Below are 22,611 nucleotides of genomic sequence, written 5' to 3' on the forward strand. Positions count from 1 at the left end.
TTTGCTAAGCCTATTGAACAATATTTATTTAGTAACTTATTAACCAAGATACATGGATTTATGTATCTAAAAGATATTATACGAGTGAGTGATATTTATGAGTAATACGAAGAATTTATGATAATCATAAATATGGCATTGTTAATCATTGTTATTCTGACATATACGCACAAAAAATAGTCACCTTGATTCTTGGAGGAACGAATAACTATTTAATGTATCATTTATTCATTCTAAAGCCATCGCCCCGACAAAGAAAAGAATGATATTATGAGCATACCAAAAGACAGATCATTATTCCTATGTTTTGCCTCTCCTTGCTTCTTGAGATGCGCCCCGGTGAAGTCTGCGGACTTTATGACAATACTATTGGTTTTTTTATTACTTCATTTATTATGCCAATTAATTCGATATCAATAAAAAGCAAATCTATAAAATTAGATATCAACTCAACAAAAAAATTGACCTATGAACTGGATCCTGTCGGATCACTGAATAATGATTTAGAATTTATTTCAGACAATACTGATATTGTCTCTCTATCTGAAAGCAAAAATGATACAGAAAAAATTGTAATTAAAAGCAAAAAAAATTCTGGATCGACCATTATTTATATTAGAGACAAAAAATCTAATGTTATAAGCAATAAAATCAAAGTAACCGTTGAAAATAAAGAAGCTATAAAAAAAGCTAAAGAGCAAAAAATTGCCGAACAAAGAAAAAAAGAACGTCAGAAACAACTAGCTGAACAAAAGAAAAAGGAAGAAGAAAAGCAGCAACAAGCAACAACTGAGCAAAAAGAAGAACAAGTATGGATTCCTTCTACCGGAACAAAATACCATTCTAACCAATATTGCAGTAACATGGAAAGCCCTTCACAAGTATCTATATCGGATGCCAAAAGTAGGGGCTATACAGCTTGTAAGAAGTGTTACTGATTTTGTCAGACTCTGACAAATCATAAATAACAAAAATCGTCCAGCGGTCACTGGGCAGTCAAAGGATGAGGGATTCGTTAAAAAAGCAACTAGCGAGTTCTTCTCGTTAGTTCAAAATGCTCTGGCATTACAATCTGATAAATACCATTTCGGTAATCTCGCCAAAATGAACGATAAAATAATGCAATTTGCATTATTTGCAAAATCCAAACATTTACAAATAAAAAAACCGCTTGGCTACCAACCAAGCGGAATTGTGATAGAACCTATCAACTGGATGTTGATATAATCCTAACCAGAACACTAGTATTATATCATACATCCTCTAAAAATCATAGGGTGTATTTTTTATGCCCTTTTTCTAAGAAAGGATGATAAATATGTCTGTAATTACTAAAACTTATACAAGTAAAAAAACTGGTAAAATTAAAAAAAGTTATTGTGCTGTCCAATGGCACCCTCTTTTAAAACGTAAAGTATCTGCTCCTCGCAGATCTAACAAAAAAGAAGCAAAACAGGATGATGCGAAACTTACCCTCCAAATTAAAAACGAAGTCAAAGAAGAAAAAGCGAAAAAGCAATCCGAAGAATATTTTGGTAAGATTGCTGATATGTGGCTTGAAACCAACAAAAAGACTTATGCCGATCAGACTTATCGGACTTACCGCGGATATTTAGACCGGTATATCTTTCCTGTGTTTGAGGATGTTCCAATTTCTGCGATCGAGCCAAAACATATTTTAAATTTTAAGAAGAGTCTGGAAGATGGAAACAATCCTAAGAAACGTAAATACGAAGCTGAAACTGTAAACAAATGTATCAATGTCCTCTGTGATGTATTTAACTTCGCCGTATCTCCTTTAAAATTGATTGATGGTAAAGATGATCCAATGATTGGAATAAAGCGAAATAAAGTGGCATACGTGGTCAAACAGACATGGTCTGATGAACAGATCTCTATCTTTTTAAGTTCCAGAGAAGCAAAAGAGTCACATTATTATGCTATGTTCTGCTGCCAGATCTTACTTGGTTCTCGCCCCAGCGAAACTTGTGGACTTGCAGAAAGTGATTATGATCCTGAACGGCAGTGCTTTTATATGCATCGAACTTTAAATAAACATGGTGTACTTGAAGACAATATGAAGGGTGCTAATTCGTTCAGAGCTGTTTACCTTCCTGATACTTTAAACAAGATCGTTAAGAAAAAGTTACTCTGGAAGAAGGAAATGAGATTGCAGCATCCAGATCTGTTTGACAATGATTTTCTCTTTAATACAGAGATCGGTACTCCTGTCCGTCCTGATCATCTGTATCGGATGTTTACCAGAACCGAGAAGCGTTATAATGCAAATCATGAGAAAAGCTTGCCTGTGATCACTCTGTATGGATGTCGGCATACATTTGCAACGACTAATTATGAGCGTGGGGAATCTGATAAGGTTTTGTCTGAAATTATGGGAAATACTCCTGCTACCTTTCTACAGAAATATGCACACATCCATGGAGATCGAAAGCAGCAATCTTTGGATGCTTTTGAGAATGTTATTTTTAAGTCAGGTAATGAAAAATAAATTTTGGTGGCCAAGTTTGGTGGCGAAGTTTTTTTCTTAAAGAAACAAAAAAGCTACAAACCGCATAAATACGAGGTTTGTAGCTTATGACTCCAACGAGAATCGAACTCGTGATTCGACCTTGAGAGGGTCGCGTCTTAACCGCTTGACCATGGAGCCTTTCATTATAAAGGTAACTGTTTCTCACAGCTACCTTTATAATTATACGCACTTTTCATCAAAAGTCAAGTAATTTTTTTATTTTTTTACAGATTCTAAAGACCCTTTAATGCCTGCTCTACGTCGGCAATAATATCTTCTGCGTTCTCAATTCCAACACTAAATCGAATTAAATCCGGCTGCACTCCTGCTTCCAGCAGCTCCTGATCGTTCATTTGGCGATGTGTATGGCTGGCAGGATGCAGGACACAGCTCCTTGCATCTGCTACGTGAGTTACAATAGCTACCATTTTCAGCTGATCCATCATCTGAATAGAAGCCTCCCGCCCGCCTTTCAGACCGAACGTAAGAACTCCGCAGGTTCCATTTGGCATATACTTCTTTGCCAAATCATAATTCTTATCACCTTCCATATGCGGGCAATGCACCCATGCGACTTTTTCATGATTTTTCAAAAATTGTGCCACTTTTAACGCATTTTCACAATGCCTTGGAACCCGTAAATGAAGCGTCTCCAAACCAAGATTTAATAGAAATGCATTTTGCGGTGACTGAATGGAACCTAAATCACGCATCAACTGTGCGGTTGCTTTTGTGATATATGCTCCCTTTCCAAATTTCTCTGTATAGATAATTCCATGGTATGTTTCATCCGGCTGTGTCAGACACGCATATTTCTCACCATATGCATCCCAATCAAATTGACCGCTGTCCACAATAGCTCCGCCTACGCAGGCCGCGTGCCCATCCATATATTTCGTTGTAGAATGCGTTACGATATCTGCCCCCCATTCAAACGGACGACAGTTGATCGGTGTTGCAAAGGTATTATCTACAATCAAAGGAACTCCATGTTCATGGGCCGATTTTGCAAAACGTTCAAAATCCAGCACATCCAGCGACGGATTTGAAATTGTTTCTCCAAACACTGCCTTTGTATTCTCACGGAAAGCAGCATTTAATTCTTCTTCACTGACATCCGGCTCTACAAACGTGGCCTCTACCCCCATCTTGCGGATAGTATGGGCAAATAAATTATAAGTACCTCCGTAGATTGCAGAAGAACATACAATATGATCTCCTGCTTCGCAGATGTTCATAACAGCATAAAAATTCGCTGCCTGTCCGGAAGATGTCAGCATTGCTGCGACTCCTCCTTCCATATCACAGATTTTTGCCGCTACCGCATCATTGGTAGGATTCTGCAGTCTTGTATAAAAATATCCAGAATCCTCCAAATCAAACAGTCTTCCCATCTGATCACTGGTATCATATTTGAATGTTGTACTCTGATAAATCGGTACAATCCTTGGTTCTCCCTTTTTTGGCGTCCATCCGGACTGAATACATTTTGTTTCGATTTTAAAATCGCTCATTTTCTTCTCCTTCTCTCCCAGTCATTTTATGCCAGTAACATACGGTCATTTGCAAACTCTCCGCCGCTTACTTCCTCAAATTTCTGAAGCAGGTCTGCAACCTTCAATTTTTTCTTTTCTTCACCGGAAACATCATAAATAATTTTTCCATCACTCATCATAACCAGGCGATTTCCGATATTGATTGCATCTTTCATATTATGGGTAACCATCATCGTTGTCAAGTTATCTCTGGCAACAATTTTTTCTGTAATGTCCAGAACCTTTTTTGCGGTCTTTGGATCCAAAGCTGCCGTATGCTCATCCAGTAGCAAAAGACTTGGTTTTCTCAAAGTTGCCATTAGTAAAGTCAGCGCCTGTCTCTGTCCTCCCGACAGCAGTCCTACTTTTGAAGTCATACGTTCTTCTAACCCAAGACCCAGCATCTGCAGCTTTTCTCTGAACAACTTCTTTTCTTTTTTTGTAATGCCCCAGCTTAGACTGCGGCGTTTTCCTCTCCGAAATGCCATTGCCATATTTTCCTGAATTTCCATTCCGGCAGCCGTTCCCATCATCGGATCCTGAAAGACCCGTCCAAGCATATAAGCTCTCTTGTATTCCGGAAGATCGGAAATATCTTTTCCATCTAAAACAATCGTTCCCTGATCAATCGGATACACTCCTGCAATCATATTTAAGGTTGTAGACTTTCCGGCTCCATTTCCACCGATAATCGTCACAAAATCCCCCGGATTTAAATGAAGCTCCACGCCGTTTAATGCCTTTTTTTCATTAATGGTACCTTTATTAAAAGTTTTATGTACATTTTTAATCTCTAACATTTTTCCGAACCTTCTTTCTATGCCGGCGTTCTTCGCTGTGAATATTTGGCTTTCATTGCCGGAATTCCAAGCGCCAAAGCTACAATAATCGCTGTGAACAATTTCATATCATCTGTACTCAATCCCAAATGAAGTACAAGCGCAATGATCATTCGGTAAACAATTGCACCCCCGATTAAAGATGCAAGAATGTATGCAAAGTTAAAGCGTCTTCCGAAAATAACCTCCCCGATGACAATGGATGCCAGACCAATGACAATGGCTCCCGTTCCCATCTTAACATCACCATATCCCTGATTTTGCGCCACCAGCGCTCCGGATAAAGAAATCAGTCCATTGGAAATGACCAGTCCCAGTACCTTGGATGTATCTGTATTTCCACCCAGTGCCCGAACCATAAATTCATTATTTCCTGTGGCACGAAGGGCACATCCGATCTCTGTTCCAAAAAACCAATACAGAGCTGCAATGACAATCACACCAATCAAAATTCCTACCAGAAGCGTTGCCAGCGTTTGATCTACTCCGATCCCCTCTATCATTTTTGTAAACGCCGTATCCTCCCCTAAAAGGGATACATTCGGACCTCCCATTACACGAATATTCACAGACCACAGAGCAATCATTGTTAAAATTCCTGATAAAATGGCAGGAATCATAAGTTTTGTATGCAAAAGCCCTGTTGCCAGACCCGCAATCATCCCGCCTGCCAACGCTAACAAAAGCGTTAAAAAAGGATTCACTCCCTTTGTAATAAAAATTGCGCTAATACATCCGCCAAGAGCAAAGGTACCGTCGCAAGACAAATCCGCAATATCTAAAATCCGAAAGGTGATATAAACACCCAGCGCCATGATTCCCCATAACGTTCCCTGCGCCACAGCACTGTAAAGATTTGTTAATAATACCATTTTCTTTTACCTCTTTTCTATACAAACAAAAGCGCCCTCAAATACGAAGGCACCTTTGATTTTTTCGAAGAAAACCACAGTTTCTATTTTTCACTGGTCTTCTGTGTTGTAACCATTTTTGCATCTTTTTGAAGCTTCTTTGGAATTTTAATTCCCAGAGTTTTTGCTGTATCCTCATTAATAATCAAATCTGCATTTTCCTGATACTCAATCGGCATATCTTTTGCTTCTGCCTTTCCTTCCAGAATCTTCACTGCCTGTGCCGCCGTCTGTTTTCCTAATTTATAATAATTTAATCCGTAGGTGGCCAGTCCGCCTCCGGTACACATTCCTTCTTCTCCAACGATCAAAGGAAGCTTGGCTTCATTGGCAACCATGGATACTGTATTGATTCCTGCCGCAATGGTATTATCTGTCGGGGCATAGATTGCATCAACTTTTCCTTTTAAAGATTCTACAACCTGACGAATCTCACTGGATTCAGATACGGTAGCGTCCACAGGTGTCAATCCCAGTTTTTTTGCTTCTTTCTTTGCAAGATCCACCTGAAACTTAGAATTTGCTTCCGCAGAACAATAAAGCATCGCAACTTTCTTGGCAGATGGAACCAGCTCTTTCAATAAATTCATCTGTTTTGCAACCGGTGTCAAATCAGAAGTTCCTGATACATTTCCACCTGGCTTTTCGTTGGACTTTACCAGCTTAGAACTTGCCGGATCTGTTACTGCCGTTACCAGAATCGGAATATCCTTTGTTTCATTTGCCATCGCCTGCGCCGCCGGTGTTGCAATTGCAAGAACCAAGTCGCACTTATCTGTCACAAACTGCTGAGCAATGGTCTGGCAGTTGGACTGCTCATTCTGTGCATTCTTGTATTCAATTTTGATCTTATCTCCGTCTTTATAGCCTGCATCTTTCAGTCCGTCTTTAAATCCTTTGTACGCAGCATCCAAAGCATCATGCTCTACCAGCTGAACAACTCCGATCTTCTTTTGTCCGGACGCAGAGTCCTTTTTAGAACAGCCCGCCATCACAGACAGAGTCAATATCGCAGCCATCCCTGCTGCCATCACTTTTTTGAATGTCATAACTTTTCCTCCTCGTTCACACACACGTTAATACTTCAACGCTTTTATGTGCTAAATTATATCACTCCCGCGAAAAGGTGTCAAGAAGAAGGAAAGCCATTGGGCAATCCCATCTGCAAAATCAAAAAACTTATATTTTTTTGAAATTTCATGCTTTTTATCGGTTCATACTCATTAAGATTAGCGGTCGGCGCTAAAATATAATACACTGACGACACTAAACTTCCGGATTCCAGCCTTTCACGCTTCATCCAATTTCCAAACCCATCCGTCGGGCGCCTTGAAATCGGCCCAGAATCTAAAACCAGATATTTTTTTGTTTTGGAATTAAAATCAGCAACGGTTATATAATGCCCAGGAACATGAGAAATTGCAACACAGCCCTTTTTTAAATACTCTCGAACTTCTGACGTACTATAGCTTTTTTTCACAAAGGCAAACCCATAGGCAGCTCCGAATTGTTTTGCCGCTGCCTCAAAAATTCCATCGTGAGTCCCGGAACCTATAATCCGAAAATGGTGCTTTACCGCAAAATCTGCCAGAACCATAGGATCTATAAACTGTCCGTTTAATGCATACACTGCATTGGTAATTGCCATAACACCGCAGCCTGCCGCTGCCATTTTTCCACTGTAATCATGAACCTTCCCATAATCTTTCCTTCCCCATGCCGGATCATACTGAAGGAAATTTCGATGCGGCGCAGTATTTTTATTTTTTATGCGCTGAAATTTCCATTGATATTGTTTTGTTCCGAACTCATTTCCTTTGGAAAACCGATTTTGGGCAGCCCCCGGCAAGCTCCTAAAAATTATATGATTTTTAGGAGCCATTCCCAAATATTCTCCTGTTTTCTCATCTTGAATGTAAAAATGATCGTACTCTCGAAAAAGGACAACCCTGTGCTTTTTTCGCTCCCCTTTCAAATCCATTCCCCGTATCTGATATTTCTGATCTCCTTGAAAAACAACCGTTCCTTCCTGTTTCTCCTTGAGCATCTGATTCTCAATCCAATATGTTCCATCAGCCAAAAGCTGTTTTTCCCGTCCGTCATATGCAACAGAATTCTTGCTATAATCACTTCTGGAAATCCATCCGATCCCGCGTCCTTTCTTCTTTTCATAAATTACCTGAACATAAGATTGGGTCTTACTCACCACAAGAACCCCAGAGTACTTCGGTGCGCTTTGAATCTTTTTTGACCCATAAAAATCGCTGTATACCGGAAGACTCTCCTTTAAAAATCCATACTGCATTTTAAATTTCGGATCATAAATCTCTCCCTGAAACTCTTCATATACTCGATTTGGATTTTCAAAATATTCCGGCATCGCCGCCAAAACGACAGAACTCTTCATAAAAAAAATCATCAGACATAGCATCATCAGGTACGCGGCTTTTCTTTTGCAAAACATCTGCATACATTTCTCCTTTTTACTTGTATCTTTCCCTACCTAAAACAAAAAATTCCTGTCAAATCCCCAGAAGTGCCAAAAGACACATTCCGGGATTGTAAGCGGCCGCCAAAATCTCAGTCAATCTCGGACTTTGGCTCATCGTGTGCACCCCGCAGAGCGTTTTATGGTATAGGAAAGTGAAAGCTTTCCTATATCAGAAAAGGCTAAAACATCTCTTTTGATGTCTTAGCCTTTTCTCCTAAAGCTGCTGACGGGAGTTGAACCCGTGACCTCCTCACTACCAATGAGGTGCGCTACCTCCTGTGCCACAGCAGCAGAACTGTTTTTAAATTTATCATAAATTCCCATATGTGTCAATAGAAAAAATAATATTTTATCATGATTCTAAAAAAGCACCGCAGAATCACTCCTTTGATGGATCGTCCCCAGAGTGATTTCTCAGGTACTTTTTGTTTTTATTTTTCTCTCAGAATTTCTTCCGCAATCTCATATACATAATCCACACATGCAGATGCCGCACGCTTCATTTGGTCGCTGCAGCGATGAAAGGTATAGCTGTGGTCGGCTGCTTCAAAAATACTCAAATCATTAAAAGAATCTCCTACACAATAAGTTTCAAGATCTTCACCAATCCACTCTATCACCCGCTTCATGGCGCTGGATTTACTATTCCCCTTTGGAGTAAGATCCAAATAGGACTCGTTCATCGTTGCCGTCACCTGATCTTTAAAACGAGCTTCAATTTCTTCCGCAATCTGTTTTGTCCTGGAATAATCAATCCCCTGCTCCAATGGCTTCACACAAAGAATATCAAAATCTCCCGATTTCTCTGCCTCTTTTGTAAAACTGCAGTTCTTCAACGGCTTGTACCGATCTCCATCAAACTCCATGGCAGTTCCGTTGAGACTGCCCAGATTTAAACATCGGTTTGCATCATAAAAATACACATAGCAATCCTGTAATGTCCGGCAATACTCTAAGATTTTCATTCCGATTTCATGGGGGATGGTCTGTTTATACAAATCTCTCCCATAACGATTCATAATATGAGCCCCATTATTTAAAATCAGATAATCATATTTTAAATGATTTTTCCGAACAACCGTCATGGCTTCAAATTCATTTCTTCCGGTACAAAATGCTACAAAATGCCCTGCTTTCTGCAATTCCAAAAGCATCTGCGCATCTTTTTTCTGCATGAGCCGTCCGTCCTTTAAAATTGTTCCATCCATATCACTAAATAAAATGCATCTTTTCAAACTCTTCTCTGCCATACGCCGTCCCCCATTTCGTAAATGTTCGTGCCTGACCTTACAGACATTCTGTATAAAGTTGATACCTCTCTCTATTATAATGCATTTTATCTAATTTGAATATATATTTCCGAAGATTCTTGTGCATTTTCAACGATAATCCTCTTCTTTTTCTACGGCTACATAGAATTCTTTGAAATCATTTAAACAAAGGCATCCCAGCTTCGCTCCGTATGCCGCCCCGCAGTCAATGCCGATTTTATGCTCCCAGCATACCATTTGAAATCTCTGGCACCGCTCTCTTTGCTCCGCCGGCATAGTCTTTACATATCGGGATAATGCCTTCGTGGGCGTATGTCCAAATACAATATAAAAAGATGGTATTACCCTGGAATTAAAAAAATCTCCTCGAATCCACAATGCATCCTCCTCCTGAATCCTAGAACAAGCTTCTTCTAACGATTGATCAGAAATCAAACGCATTCCTGCATGAATCAAAAGATAAGAAATTCCTTCAACTTCCATTACTTTATAAAGAGGCAGATGTTCTACAAAATTAACACACTCCCAAAACTCTTCTTTCGATAACCGATTTAATCCTGCGATTGTCGTCTCACCGCCATTGTATAACCAGGTATCCAGCCAGAACTCTCTTGTTTCTTCTTTCAGAGATTTTCTCATCATATCTTCATGGTTTCCCATCAGCAGTTCTATATTCTTTTGTTTCTTAATGTATTGAAGTAATTCCACCCCATTCGCTCCCCGGTCAATCACATCTCCCAAAATCACCATGTGATCCTGAGAAGAAAAAGAAATGACATCCAGCATACGAAAAAAAGCATCCATATGTCCATGAAGATCTGACATCAAATATGTTCGGCTCATGATTTGTACTACCTCATCTTTCTAAGAAGTTTGACTTAACTTTCTGCGAATCCTTTGAATTGCATTGTCAATGGATTTTTTTGTCTTTCCAAGCTTATCTGCAATTTCGGTATAATTTTCACCATTTAAGTAATAATACATAACCTGCTTTTCAAATCGACTTAATTTTTTATGAATCATCGTATAATAATTTTTAATTTCTTCCTGATGAACCATCCGTTCTTCCGGCGTTTCCTCCGGGTCCTTCAAAGTCTCATCCAGCGAAATATTTTCTTCTTGATGCTGTGCCGCAAAAATTGAAATATAATTGTTCAGAGGGCTGTGCTTTTTCCGGTTTGATGCAGTGACTGTCGTATAAATCTGTCTCCGGACACAGAGCAGGGCAAATGTGGAAAATTCTGTGTTTTTTTCATCATCATAACTCTGGACCGCCTTAAACAACCCGATCATCCCCTCCTGAATTAAATCCTCCTCATCGCCTCCGGCCAAAAAAAATTTTCTTGCTTCTCCCCGAACCATACTTCGATATTTCTCAAGCAGGCATTCCATGGCTTTTTCATTCCCCTTTTTACTCTGCTGCAAAAGCTCCTGATCTGAACAGTCTTTCATAATTTTCCTTCTTATTGTTCCAACCGCTGTCTTACAATTTCAAATGCCAATACTCCTGCTGCCACGGATGCGTTTAAAGAATCAATCTCGCCTTTCATCGGAATAGACGAAACAAAATCGCATTTCTCTTTGACAAGCCGGCTAACACCCGATCCTTCATTTCCAATTACCAAACCAATCGGACCAGTTAAATTCTGACGATACATCACTTCCCCGTCCATATCTGCACAGGCAAACCACATTCCCCGTTCCTTTAATTCCTCCATCGTTTTCCCGATATTAGTCACCTTCACAACCGGAGTATAGTGAATTGCTCCTGCAGACGTTTTTGCAACTGTAGGCGTCAGCCCCACCGCTCTGTGTTTGGGAATGATGACCCCATGTGCGCCCGCCAGATTTGCCGTACGTATAATCGCCCCGAAATTATGCGGATCTTCAATGCCGTCCAGCAAGATAAAAAACGGGTCCTCCCCTTTTTCCTCTGCTTTTTGAAATAAATCTTCCAATCTGGCATACTCGTATGCAGCCGCCATTGCCACCACGCCCTGATGGTGCTCTGAAGTCAGCTGGTTCAATCGCTCTTTCTCCACAAATTTTAAGATCGCGTCCGTTTTTTTTGCCTCTCTGACAATGGTTCGGATTGGTCCGTCTTGGCATCCACCCAGCACAAAAATTTTATCAATGGGCTTTTTTGCCCGCAAAGCTTCCAGAACTGCATTGCGTCCTGCAATTAAATATTCTCTATGATTCATCTTTTTCTCCTGTATCTGTCTTTTGATTCTTTAAGTCAAGTCCAACTCCAAGCAATTCCACAATTCGTTCCATCCGGCCAGCCAAATATAAATATCCCATCAACGCCTCCACGCCGGTTGCTTTTCGATAATCCATCATTGATGCGTGTTTTGCAACCGTCCCGGATTTTGAATTTCTTCCTCGTTTATACACTGCGATCTCTTCTTCGCTTAACATCCCCTCTATTTTCTCAAAGACTCTGGTTTGTGCAGACGCTTTTACCATGCTGCTGGATTTCTTATGATATCGATTTACACTCATATTGCCGTCAGAAATCACAATGGTCCTTACAATCAACTCGTAAATGGCGTCCCCAATATATGCAAGCCCAAGCGGGGAATAACTTTTCGGATCAAGTCCCGGAAGTGACAGCATTTCCTTTACTTCTTCTACTAAACTCTGCTCCATTTTACACCTTCTCTTGTATCTTTCAGAACAATTCCCTGATCCTTTAATTGATCTCTGATCTGATCTGCCCTTGCAAAATCTTTGTCTTTTCTTGCCTGCTGCCGTTCTTCAATTAAGTGCTCTATTTCTTCATCCAGAATTTCTTTTTCTCGAACGGTCTCAATTCCTAAAACGGAACATAAGGTTTCTAAAATCTTTAAAATTTCCTTTGCATATTCTGCGCTATAACGTTTCACTGTAGAGTTGGATTCTCTCACCATCTCAAATATCGCGGATACCGCATCTGCCGTATTAAAATCATCCTCCATAGCATCCTCGAATTTTTTTACAAACATCTGAATTTTTTCCAAATGTTCTTTTTCTTCATCCGTAAATTCCTTACTGTCTTGTTCTCTCAATGCCATTTCGCGACACAGGTCAACCGCTGTTAAAATTCTTTCCAGCCCTGTTTTAGCGCTTTCTACCAAAGTATCACTAAAATTCAATGGCGTACGATAATGTGCACTCAACATAAAGAATCGAATCACCTGAAGCGGATATTTTTCTCCGATTTCACGTACCGTAAAAAAATTCCCTGCAGATTTGGACATTTTCTTATTATCAATATTTAAAAATCCATTGTGCATCCAATAATTTGCAAAAACTTCATCGTTGCATGCCTCGCTTTGGGCAATTTCGTTTTCGTGATGAGGGAAAATCAAATCTTCTCCACCCGCATGAATGTCGATGGTATCTCCAATATATTTTTTGGACATTTCCGAACATTCAATATGCCATCCGGGACGACCTTCTCCCCAAGGCGATTTCCACGCAATTTCTCCTTCCTTTTTAGGTTTCCACAAAACAAAATCCAACGAATCCTGTTTCCCTTCTTCTCCGGTAATTTTAATTTCACGATGTCCTGCTTCCAAATCATCTATATTTTTTTTGGAAAGCTTTCCATATTCCTCAAAGGATCTGGTTTTAAAATACACAGTGCCGTTCACCTCATATGCATGCCCTTTTTGGATCAACGTTTCAATCATATGAATCATTCCGCTGATTTCTTCTGTAGCTCTCGGCTGATGTGTTGCCTGTTTAATATTCAATCCCTTCATGTCCTGCTTACATTCCTTAATGTAACGTTCTGCAATTTCTGTGGCGCTGACCCCCTCTTCATTGGCTTTTTTAATAATTTTATCATCGACATCTGTAAAATTTGAGACATAATTTACATCATATCCTTTATACTCAAAATAACGGCGGACCGTATCAAAAATGATCATCGGCCTTGCATTTCCAATGTGAATAAAATTATAAACGGTAGGACCGCACACATACATTCCAACTTTCCCAGGATGCACCGGTATAAATTCTTCTTTTTTCCTTGTAAGTGTATTATAAATCTTCATTCTCTTTTCTTTCCTTTCTGATTCTTTCATATCGCTCATAATGCTTGATAAATGTCTGCATTGCCTGACGAAGCTCTGCATTTTCTTTTGCCAGTTTCTCTATGTCCATATCAAACGGATTCGGGAGATCCATCTGATTCAAAGTCATACTTTGGATACAATGAACCCGTTCACCATCCTGTTTTACAACTTTTCCAGGCACTCCGACGACAGTAGAGTTCGGCGGCACATCAGATACTACCACGCTTCCGGCTCCAATCTTGGCGTTCTCTCCGACCGTAATGGATCCAAGCACCTTGGCTCCGGAGCTAATCATCACATTATCCCCAATGGTGGGATGTCTTTTTCCGGTCTCATTTCCGGTTCCCCCAAGCGTCACTCCCTGATACAGGGTAACATTGTTTCCAATTACCGTTGTCTCCCCGATCACCACCCCGTGACCATGATCAATAAAAAAACCTTCTCCGATCTCAGCACCGGGATGTATCTCTATTCCCGTCTTCCTTGCCATTCTCTGTGAAATTTTCCTGGCAAGATAAAAATTACCTTTTTTGTACAGCTGATGCGCAATCCGATGCCAATACAGGGCTTTCACATAGGGATAAAGGAAGACTTCCCGTTTCTCCCTCAATGCCGGGTCTCTCATTTTTATTGTATCATATTGGCTTTTCGCAAATTTCCGAAACCCCATTTTTTAACCTCCATCTAACCTTTCTGCTATCACAAGGCGAATCGCTCTTTTCATATCCCACGAAGCGTTTTTGTAATATCGGAAAATAAAAACTTTCCGATATTGTTCAAAACAAAGCGAACAAGTCCGTCTTGAACTCCCTAAATCCCTCAATCAATTTTTGAGGGACTTGCTCCGCTTTGCGCGCCGATGTGCGGCTGCGAAAGCAGCTTTCCTATGCACATCGTGTGCATCCCGCGGAGCGTTTTTGTAATATTAGGAAAGTCAGAACTTTCCTAATATTACAAAAAAACTTCGTCTCTCACACAAAGAGACGAAGTAATCCGCGGTTCCACTCTTATTTAGAAGTTTTCCAGCCGAAAACTTCCGCTCATTATCCGTTAACGCCGGCAACGTACGAGACTACTTCTTTCACCTCGTCTGCTCCCAGATGCATTCCCGGTCTCTCCCACTGAAAGCTGCTTCCAGCCGATGACAGCCTCTCTCTGACAGTTTCAACACCGATACTAGTTCTGTTCACTGCATTTAACTATGATTAGTTTATGCTTTTTCCTGCAAAATGTCAACATCGTTCTTAAATTTTGAGCAAACCTGTCTGTAAGACAGCGGTTCTCACCGCCCGCCCTGCAAATGCTCCAAAAAAGATTTTCACCACATCTCCGGGAAGATAAGGCAGAACTCCCGCATACAGTCCCTGCACAAAGGAAAGCTGCATTTGTACGCACAGCCATAGAGTTCCAAACATATAAGTGACTCCAGTGCCAAGCGCCATTCCCAAAAGGATCAGCGAAAAACGTTTCGGAAATTTTTCTATGAAAAACCCACTGATCAATGCAAGAAACAAAAAACCAACCAAATATCCTCCGGTAGGTCCCACAACCTTCGCAATGCCTCCTCCAAATCCTGAAAACACAGGGAGACCAGCTATCCCAATCAAAAGATACACAAGATAACTGATCGTTCCTCTCCTCCATCCTGCCACCATAACCACAAAATAAATTGCCAAATTGGTAAAAGAAATTGGAATCGGCGTAAAAGGAAGCGTTATGGATAACGGTCCCAAAATACAAAGCAAGGCAGCCATGCATCCAATCAATGTAAGGTCCTGAATTTTCACTGTTTTTCCTTTCATTTTTTTTCATACCTCCCGTTTTTTCTTTCTATTTACATTTTCCAATTATATCATACTCGTTATTATTGTCAACTATTATTTTATTTAGGTTTACAATCATCCCCAAACATTAGGCAGGAAACGTGATTCATCCCTGCCCAATCATTTTCTTTATTCTTCTTCCTCCAAAATTCCCAAAGCCTTAATCCGCTCCTCAATCTTTTTCAGAGACTCTTCATAAGTTCCCTCTTTGACTTCCTGGTCTCCAATGTCATCCAGAAGCTCATCAATATCTTTACTGAACGGATGGTGATCCGTTTTCCTCGTCAATAAACCCATAACGGTCTCCTTTCTCTGTCTTTTTTATCACTCTGCATGGATTTCCAACTGCGACCACACCGGAAGGAATATCCTGTGTCACAACACTCCCTGCTCCGATTACAGTTTCCTTTCCAATGCGGACTCCGGGAAGAATTGTGACATCCGCCCCAACCCAAACATCATCTCCAATTTCCACCGGAAGAGCCCATTCATATCCTTCTCTTCTTCGTCTCACATCTGTTGGATGAACCGCCGTATAAATTCCCACATTAGGTCCCAGATATACATGATCTCCTATCCGGACGCCACCGCCATCTAAAATCGTAAGATTAAAATTTGAAAAAAAGTGATTTCCTATCTGGGTCCGGTATCCGTAATCTAAATGAATCGGCGTTTCCAAATGGACTTGCTCTCCAAGTTTTCCGAATATTTGCTTCGCCGCTTCCTTTCTTTTCTCTCGTTCTTTCGGACTGATTCTATTATAACTGCGCGTAAGCTCCTTTGCATGGTTTCTCTCCGCAATCAGTATTGAATCATCTGCTTTATATAAAATTCCCATAAGCATTTTTTGTTTTTCCGTCATATCGTTTCCCTCCGTTTTCTATTTTAACATAAAACCCTTTTTACATCCATTTTTTCATGATATTTTCCGAATTGTTTGACTTTCTTCTGAAAAGATTGTAGGATGAACTAAGAGGATGGAAAGGAGGATTTAAAATTGGAAACAACATTCAAAATTTCACTGGACTCCATCACAGAAGTCAATGATTTTGCTAACATGATTGCCCACTTTCATTCTGAAACTGATTTGTCATCCGGGCGTTATATTGTCAATGCCAAATCAATTATGGGCGTCTTCAGTTTGGATCTCACAAAACCTTTGACACTGATCGTTCACGGCAATGACGAGATTGATGAAATCAAAAAGGCTCTGGAACCATTTCTTACAGAATCATAATATCTCATAACTCACCCAATAGCGTTAAAAAAATCCTGTTTTTGTATTCTCAGTTATCTCTTTGATCTATACAAAAACAGGATTTTTAAGATCTCAACGTTTCACCATTCCCCGCTTCAAACATTGTATCAACGGTAAATTCAAAAGCGCAAGCCCATAAACGCTCAGCAGCTGGAAAAGGGTTAATGTCTGAACTTTAAAGACTGTCTGTAGTCCAGGAATCAAAACTACAGCTGTAATAAGGACAGTTCCAAGCAGAAAAGCCCCTGTAAGATATACATTATTAAAAAAGTATTTTGTAAAAATAACCGGAGTGTTGGATTTACTGTTATACCCATGAACCAGTCTGGACAGACATAAGGTCGCAAATGCCATCGTCTGCGCCAAAAGCACGCCATCCCATTTCATTCCCAGAGTATAGGCAGTCATCGTAAGAACAGAAATCACCAGCCCTTCTGCACCGATTCTCATCAAAAATTCCTTTGTAAGAATAGACTCATTCATCGGCCGCGGTTTCTTCTCCATAACTTTCCGGGAATGAGGCTCCAAACCAAGTGCAATTGCCGGAAGACTGTCTGTCAGCAAATTTATAAACAGCAGATGCACCGGGGCAAACGGTACTGCAAGTCCCCGAATGGAAGCATACAATACGGCAAGAATTCCTCCGAAGTTTCCAGAAAGTAAAAACTGAATGGAATGTTTTATGTTCTCATAAACATTTCTTCCGTTTTCCACGGCTTTTATAATCGTCGCAAAATTATCATCTGTCAGCACCATAGAAGAGGCGTCTTTTGATACCTCGGTTCCCGTAATTCCCATTGCGACACCGATGTCTGCCTGCTTTAACGCCGGCGCATCATTGACTCCGTCTCCGGTCATCGCCACAATATTTCCTTTTTCCTGCCACGCACGAACAATTCTGATTTTATGCTCCGGAGATACTCTGGCATAAACAGAAATCCCCTCCACAAAATCTTTTAGCTCTTCATCCGACAGTCCATCAATTTCCATTCCCTCACAAGCTTCCGATTCATCTTTTAAAATTCCGATTTTTTTTGCAATGGCTGCCGCGGTCACTTTATGATCTCCCGTAATCATAATCGGTTTCATACCTGCTTTGATACATTCCAAAACTGCAGTCCTGGATTCCTCTCTCGGAGGGTCCATCATCGAAATTAATCCAAGAAATGTAAAATCAGCCTCATCCGTCAAAGAAAGTTTCGATACTCCATCCATTTTACGGTAAGCAAATGCCAAAACCCGCAGTCCATTTTCTGAAAACTGTCGGTTTTTCTCATTGATTTTTGCTCTCCACTCTTCTGTTATTGGAATTTCCGTTCCATTTACAAACACCTTTGAAATCCGATTCATCAATACGTCCACAGCCCCCTTGGTCAGCATGATCCGTTCCCCATCCAGATCATGGAGCGTTGACATTAATTTTCGATCGCTGTCGAACGGTATTTCTGAAATTCTCGGATACGTTTTTCTGATCACATCCGCATCTAAATGCAATTGATTTCCCAGTGCAACCAACGCAGTTTCTGTCGGATCACCAATCTCTTTTCCGTCAGCAATCGTGGCATCGGAACATAAAATGCTTGCTCGGAGCAACTGTTTTGTTCCCGGATCATCCGGATTCAGTTCCCCTGCCGCTTTGCAGGAACCATCTATATAATAATGCTCCACTGTCATTTTGTTTTGTGTCAGCGTTCCCGTTTTGTCCGAACAAATCACAGAAACACTTCCCAAACCTTCTACTGCCTGTAATTTCCGAATAATCGCACCTTCTTTTGCCATTTTTCTCGTACCAAAAGAAAGCACAATCGTTACAATCGAACTTAACGCCTCCGGAATTGCCGCTACTGCCAGAGCAACCGCAAACATAAACGCATCCCCCATCGGTTTGCCCTGCCAAACGTTTATTCCAAAGAGCAGCACACAAAATGCCAAAATAATCATCGAAAGCTTCTGCCCAAACTGATCCAAATTTACTTGCAGCGGCGTTTTCTTTTCCGATGTGCTTTTCAGCAGAGATGCAATCTTCCCAACCTCTGTCTCCATTCCTACGGATGTTACGAGGAACGATCCTCTGCCATAAGAAACAAAACTTCCGGAAAATACCATATTTTTCTGATCTCCCAGCGGTACGGTACCTGAAAGCACCGTTTCTTCTTTTTCAACCGGAAGACTTTCGCCAGTTAAAGCGCTCTCATCAACCTTTAAGCTGGCACATTCCAGAATTCTGCCATCTGCCGGAATTTGATCTCCGGCTTCTAATATCACTTCATCCCCTACCGTAATCTCTCTGGATGGAATTTTTTCAATTCTTCCATCCCGCAGAACTTTCGCCATCGGAGAAGACAGTTGTTTTAAGCTGGCAAGAGACTGCTCTGCTTTTGTCGTCTGAACCGTCCCCAGAACAGCATTCATGGTAATTACAATAAAAATTACCGCCGAACTCTCCACATCTCCCAAGAAACCGGAAACTATTGCAGCTAAAATCAGAATAATGACCAGAAAATCCTTGTACTGTTCCAAAAAAATCCGAAAAATACTCTTCTTTTTTCCTTCCACCAGCTCATTCGCTCCATATTGTTCCTGATGCTGGCGTACTTGCTGTTTTGTCAGTGGTTCCAAAGATCCGTTTAACTGTTCCCTTACTTCATTTTTTGTCTGTTGATAAAATGTTTTCATAGGCATATTCTCCTTTTTATGCTCTGACTTCATTATACCCGAAAAAAACCTCGTGTCATCACGTTTTTACAAAAATCCTTTGCACATCATGTGCATCCCTTGGAGTGTTTTATGATATAGGAAAGTGAGAACTTTCCTATATCATAAAAAAGACTTTTACTGTACTACTTCGTACAGTAAAAGTCTTGCTATTTCATCACGATACGGGCAAAATATCTGCCGGGGTTGACGACATCGTAAACGCTTACAGCGTCAGCTACTCCCTTTTACAAAATATATACCGGATTTTCACAATTCCCGGTTCTTTTCTCAATGAGCGTGCGGGGATTCGAACCCCGGACAACTTGATTAAAAATCAGTCCTTCAAATTCCTCACGCATCCTATTAAATGCTACATTCCTTACCAGTTGATGGAACATCCGCTTTTTGTATACTATCACACTACTATACAAAATGCAAGATAAAAATTTTAAAAGACTCATTTTTTGTACTATATAAAATACATCTCGACATTACCCTCCCCCTATTATTTTATACTAGATAGTGTATTTCAAACAAAAGAAGGGAGAAAATTTTATGAAAACTTGGAAACTAGTATCTGGTATTTTGTCTATCATCTTATTTGTATTTGTAACTTTCCAATCCTGTGCCGTCGGCGTTGCGAATACCCTCGAATCCAATGGGGAAGTCGGAGGAACAGCAGGAACCATTGTTGCTATCATGATGTTAGCGGGCGGAATCGTTTCAATTGCTACGCGAAACAAAACATCAAACGGCGGAAATATCGCTATGATCGTTTTATTTGGAATCGCTGTATTTTTTGGATTTCTTTTGGCCGATGGTTATACAGATTTATATATTTGGTCCGGATGGTGTTTAGTTAACGTTATTACGTCTATTGTATCCATGAAAAAAAATAAATAGAATGAAACGGGGATGCTTATTTTGAACTGCTCCCCGTCTTTTTTTACTTTCTGCTTGAAAACAACATTAGTGCTATGGTAGGTCGACGGTTGTTTTATTTTTTAATTTCTGATAGACATCTTAAATAATTCCCTCTGTTTTTCTTTATACAACTGTCAAATACTTCGTTGGCACCCAACTATTGAGCTGCCTGATCAGCGCTTCCTGCTTGTCCATTCGCTTTTCCAGCGAACGAATGTCTTTTCGGTGTTCTGCAAAGCGAACTTCTATTTCATTCTCTTCCATGATTCTTCCTTTCCCGAAATATTTTATTGCATAAAAATAAGACCTCTTTGGGTCTTGCTCTAATTTCCATGTTGTTCTCCTCTTTGAATACTATAGATAGATTGTTGGACAGTTAAATCCTGATATAACTAAAAATAAAAGAGCAATTGCTTTTCAGATCATAAATCTGCTTTACAATAGCTCTTTTAAAATTACTTTTTATGTTTTTTCACTTTTCTAAGCTTTTTCATAGCTTTTTTTAAGTTTGCATTCGATTTATCTATTGATTTTTGTTTTACCGTATTACTATATAGCAATTTTTTAGAACTTTTTAATTTCTTTTGCATATATCTCCATGTTTTTTTGCTATATCTTTTTGATTTTAATTTGGAAGCCTTATTTATTGTTTTATAAAGTGAATTAGTCTTTAAACGAATCTTACCAGAAATAGGTTTTAACTGGCTTTTATACTTTATTTCAACAGATAAAATCTTTGCTAATTGTGTAGCTCCTTTCGGTGTAAAATGCATATTATCTTTTACATACATCGTACGCGCTTGTTTTTTCCCAACTAAATTAAAGTAGTCTGCTGATTTTTTTCCTAAATCTAACAATGGAACCTTATATTTTTTTCCAACAGATATCATAGCAGTTCTATATTGTGGAACATACGGTGCATATTTCCCTGATGTATTCACCGGCGGCGTAATTAATACCGGTATTGCCTTTTTGCTCCGTATTTTTTTTATGTAATCAATAAGATACGTCTGATATTCAGATACAGTAGAACCTGTCCACCATTGAGTATATACTTCATTATGGCCAAGCTGAATAAAAACATAATCTCCCTTTTTTAATTTCTTCTGGATTGACTGAAACATTCCATATTCATCATAAATTGCAACACTCGCTCCGTTTTTTGCCCAATTTTCAATAGATATTTCCGGCATGTTATACCTTACAACATCCACATAATCGGATGCACCTTTTACATGAACTGTTTTCTTTTTAGATGGATATTTGAAATATTTATACAGCATTTGTCCCCATCCATTTTGGTACCTATTTCCTTCATAAGAATGAGCAATTGAGTCACCCATAATATAAATTGTAGGTTTACTCTTTGCATACAAATTATATCTGGGAATGAAGCATGCAATCAATACCATACTTAAAAAAATAGGCATTATTTTTTTAAACTTTCTTTTTTTCATATTAAATAATATCCTCCTATTATTTTTAAGTATATCATTCTCATTCTATTTTGTCTATGTTACAACTGAATAATTAAAAAGCGAGGACAGGCTCTTTTTTGTTATATTTGAATCACCACAAAACAAAAATACAGAAAGGAGCATCCTCGCATAGCAAGTATAACACAAGATATGAGGTATCGTCTATCTCTAATTAAATACGCTGAGAAATATGGAGTCACCAAAGCTGCCATCAAATACAAGACCAATCGGCAATATATCTACCGGTGGAAACGCCGTTATGACGGCTCTATCGAATCTCTGCGTAACCGCTCCATTACCGGCTTATACCGTTTTCTGCGCAAACTGGTCCTATGTCAAGAAAAAGTACAAATTAAATGTAACCAATTTTCTCTGTTCTGAGCGAAGTTTAACTTGCTATTTTTACTGCATTCTCCTCAATGTTTTTAAGATATTCTTCCTCATTTTCATTTAGAGACAAATATCCACAATGACTGTGAATGCGTATGGTATTGTAAAATGTTTCGATGTATTCAAAAATCAATTTATGTGCATGTGCATAATTAAAGATTTTAAACCGGTTGATCCATTCTCTCTTCAAGAGTGCATGGAAAGATTCTATACAGGCGTTATCCCATGGATATGCTTTGCTTTTTCAACACATTCCACTACGTGGGATGCCTCCAGCATCTTACTCAACACCCAGGAAATGATTTTTCTTGAATACAGATCCATCACACTGGTAAGATACACAAATCCTTCAAATGTTCAAATATACGTGATATCCGAGCACCAGACAGCATCTGGCTGA

Annotated in this window: 23 protein-coding genes, 3 tRNA genes, 1 pseudogene and 1 other annotated feature; of the genes and pseudogenes, 5 read left to right on the top strand and 22 right to left on the bottom strand. The window is 39.7% G+C overall.

Annotated elements, in window-relative coordinates; translation table 11 throughout:
• The first annotated feature begins 329 nt into the window (after window positions 1-329).
• Complete coding sequence (locus AC27EF_RS11300) at window positions 330-938, top strand: hypothetical protein (protein ID WP_487110871.1); 609 nt, start codon at window positions 330-332, stop codon at window positions 936-938.
• Window positions 939-1,309: 371 nt separating this feature from the next.
• On the top strand, window positions 1,310-2,509 hold the full coding sequence (locus AC27EF_RS11305) for a tyrosine-type recombinase/integrase (RefSeq protein ID WP_487110872.1): 1,200 nt from the start codon (window positions 1,310-1,312) through the stop codon (window positions 2,507-2,509).
• Window positions 2,510-2,596: 87 nt separating this feature from the next.
• Here AC27EF_RS11305 and AC27EF_RS11310 read toward each other — a convergent pair.
• From AC27EF_RS11310 to AC27EF_RS11390, 17 genes are all read right to left on the bottom strand, one after another.
• Window positions 2,597-2,668: transfer RNA gene (locus AC27EF_RS11310), tRNA-Glu, on the bottom strand.
• Window positions 2,669-2,763: 95 nt separating this feature from the next.
• Window positions 2,764-4,044 (bottom strand): O-acetylhomoserine aminocarboxypropyltransferase/cysteine synthase family protein, encoded by a 1,281-nt coding sequence (locus AC27EF_RS11315; protein WP_487110873.1) that lies wholly within the window; start codon window positions 4,042-4,044, stop codon window positions 2,764-2,766.
• A gap of 26 nt (window positions 4,045-4,070) precedes the next feature.
• Complete coding sequence (locus tag AC27EF_RS11320) at window positions 4,071-4,865, bottom strand: ABC transporter ATP-binding protein (RefSeq protein WP_487110875.1); 795 nt, start codon at window positions 4,863-4,865, stop codon at window positions 4,071-4,073.
• Between the two features lie 17 nt (window positions 4,866-4,882).
• Window positions 4,883-5,776, bottom strand: a complete 894-nt coding sequence (locus AC27EF_RS11325) for an ABC transporter permease (protein ID WP_487110876.1) — start codon at window positions 5,774-5,776, stop codon at window positions 4,883-4,885.
• 83 nt (window positions 5,777-5,859) lie between these two features.
• Complete coding sequence (locus AC27EF_RS11330) at window positions 5,860-6,864, bottom strand: ABC transporter substrate binding protein (protein ID WP_487110878.1); 1,005 nt, start codon at window positions 6,862-6,864, stop codon at window positions 5,860-5,862.
• A gap of 80 nt (window positions 6,865-6,944) precedes the next feature.
• Window positions 6,945-8,285 (bottom strand): hypothetical protein, encoded by a 1,341-nt coding sequence (locus AC27EF_RS11335; protein ID WP_487110879.1) that lies wholly within the window; start codon window positions 8,283-8,285, stop codon window positions 6,945-6,947.
• A 239-nt stretch (window positions 8,286-8,524) separates the two neighbouring features.
• A tRNA-Thr gene (locus tag AC27EF_RS11340) sits at window positions 8,525-8,597 on the bottom strand.
• Window positions 8,598-8,737: 140 nt separating this feature from the next.
• Complete coding sequence (locus tag AC27EF_RS11345; protein WP_487110880.1) at window positions 8,738-9,556, bottom strand: HAD-IIB family hydrolase; 819 nt, start codon at window positions 9,554-9,556, stop codon at window positions 8,738-8,740.
• Between the two features lie 129 nt (window positions 9,557-9,685).
• Window positions 9,686-10,420: a metallophosphoesterase family protein gene (locus AC27EF_RS11350; RefSeq protein ID WP_487110882.1), complete on the bottom strand. Its 735-nt coding sequence runs from the start codon at window positions 10,418-10,420 to the stop codon at window positions 9,686-9,688.
• A gap of 21 nt (window positions 10,421-10,441) precedes the next feature.
• The gene (locus AC27EF_RS11355; protein WP_487110883.1) at window positions 10,442-11,029 is read right to left on the bottom strand and encodes a sigma-70 family RNA polymerase sigma factor; all 588 of its coding nucleotides are present in this window, start codon (window positions 11,027-11,029) and stop codon (window positions 10,442-10,444) included.
• An 11-nt stretch (window positions 11,030-11,040) separates the two neighbouring features.
• A complete protein-coding gene (rlmB, locus tag AC27EF_RS11360; RefSeq protein WP_487110884.1) occupies window positions 11,041-11,781 on the bottom strand; it encodes a 23S rRNA (guanosine(2251)-2'-O)-methyltransferase RlmB in 741 nt (246 codons plus the stop codon).
• Window positions 11,771-12,229: a Mini-ribonuclease 3 gene (locus AC27EF_RS11365; RefSeq protein WP_487110886.1), complete on the bottom strand. Its 459-nt coding sequence runs from the start codon at window positions 12,227-12,229 to the stop codon at window positions 11,771-11,773. Before AC27EF_RS11365 ends, rlmB begins: the two co-directional genes overlap by 11 nt.
• Complete coding sequence (cysS, locus tag AC27EF_RS11370; RefSeq protein ID WP_487110887.1) at window positions 12,214-13,620, bottom strand: cysteine--tRNA ligase; 1,407 nt, start codon at window positions 13,618-13,620, stop codon at window positions 12,214-12,216. The genes AC27EF_RS11365 and cysS overlap by 16 nt, the downstream gene beginning before the upstream one ends.
• On the bottom strand, window positions 13,607-14,311 hold the full coding sequence (gene cysE, locus AC27EF_RS11375) for a serine O-acetyltransferase (protein ID WP_487110889.1): 705 nt from the start codon (window positions 14,309-14,311) through the stop codon (window positions 13,607-13,609). Before cysE ends, cysS begins: the two co-directional genes overlap by 14 nt.
• A gap of 306 nt (window positions 14,312-14,617) precedes the next feature.
• Window positions 14,618-14,840: a binding site (T-box leader), on the bottom strand.
• A 45-nt stretch (window positions 14,841-14,885) separates the two neighbouring features.
• Window positions 14,886-15,443, bottom strand: a complete 558-nt coding sequence (locus tag AC27EF_RS11380; protein ID WP_487110890.1) for a biotin transporter BioY — start codon at window positions 15,441-15,443, stop codon at window positions 14,886-14,888.
• A 150-nt stretch (window positions 15,444-15,593) separates the two neighbouring features.
• Window positions 15,594-15,761, bottom strand: a complete 168-nt coding sequence (locus AC27EF_RS11385; RefSeq protein WP_487110891.1) for a hypothetical protein — start codon at window positions 15,759-15,761, stop codon at window positions 15,594-15,596.
• Window positions 15,718-16,326, bottom strand: coding sequence for a sugar O-acetyltransferase (locus tag AC27EF_RS11390; RefSeq protein ID WP_487110892.1), 609 nt, complete (start codon window positions 16,324-16,326; stop codon window positions 15,718-15,720). Before AC27EF_RS11390 ends, AC27EF_RS11385 begins: the two co-directional genes overlap by 44 nt.
• A gap of 135 nt (window positions 16,327-16,461) precedes the next feature.
• Here AC27EF_RS11390 and AC27EF_RS11395 point away from each other — a divergent pair, with 135 nt between their 5' ends.
• Window positions 16,462-16,701 carry an HPr family phosphocarrier protein gene (locus AC27EF_RS11395; protein ID WP_487110894.1) on the top strand — a complete coding sequence of 80 codons (240 nt, stop codon included), beginning with the start codon at window positions 16,462-16,464 and terminating at the stop codon, window positions 16,699-16,701.
• 93 nt (window positions 16,702-16,794) lie between these two features.
• Here the strand turns inward: AC27EF_RS11395 and AC27EF_RS11400 are convergent, their stop codons facing one another.
• Entirely contained in the window at window positions 16,795-19,398 is a 2,604-nt protein-coding gene (locus tag AC27EF_RS11400) for a cation-translocating P-type ATPase (protein WP_487110896.1), read from the bottom strand.
• 313 nt (window positions 19,399-19,711) lie between these two features.
• Window positions 19,712-19,779, bottom strand: a tRNA-OTHER gene (locus AC27EF_RS11405).
• A gap of 195 nt (window positions 19,780-19,974) precedes the next feature.
• Here AC27EF_RS11405 and AC27EF_RS11410 point away from each other — a divergent pair.
• Complete coding sequence (locus AC27EF_RS11410; protein ID WP_487110897.1) at window positions 19,975-20,322, top strand: hypothetical protein; 348 nt, start codon at window positions 19,975-19,977, stop codon at window positions 20,320-20,322.
• Window positions 20,323-20,466: 144 nt separating this feature from the next.
• Here the strand turns inward: AC27EF_RS11410 and AC27EF_RS11415 are convergent, their stop codons facing one another.
• Window positions 20,467-20,607, bottom strand: coding sequence for a hypothetical protein (locus tag AC27EF_RS11415; protein ID WP_487110898.1), 141 nt, complete (start codon window positions 20,605-20,607; stop codon window positions 20,467-20,469).
• Window positions 20,608-20,798: 191 nt separating this feature from the next.
• Window positions 20,799-21,800, bottom strand: coding sequence for an SGNH/GDSL hydrolase family protein (locus AC27EF_RS11420; RefSeq protein WP_487110899.1), 1,002 nt, complete (start codon window positions 21,798-21,800; stop codon window positions 20,799-20,801).
• Window positions 21,801-21,971: 171 nt separating this feature from the next.
• Between AC27EF_RS11420 and AC27EF_RS11425 the strand changes: the two genes are divergently transcribed.
• Window positions 21,972-22,202 carry a helix-turn-helix domain-containing protein gene (locus AC27EF_RS11425; RefSeq protein WP_487110900.1) on the top strand — a complete coding sequence of 77 codons (231 nt, stop codon included), beginning with the start codon at window positions 21,972-21,974 and terminating at the stop codon, window positions 22,200-22,202.
• 7 nt (window positions 22,203-22,209) lie between these two features.
• Here AC27EF_RS11425 and AC27EF_RS11430 read toward each other — a convergent pair.
• Window positions 22,210-22,428: pseudogene (locus tag AC27EF_RS11430) on the bottom strand (integrase core domain-containing protein); the annotation flags it as partial.
• Window positions 22,429-22,611: the final 183 nt, after the last annotated feature.

It is taken from the genome of Anaerostipes stercorihominis, assembly GCF_057535655.1.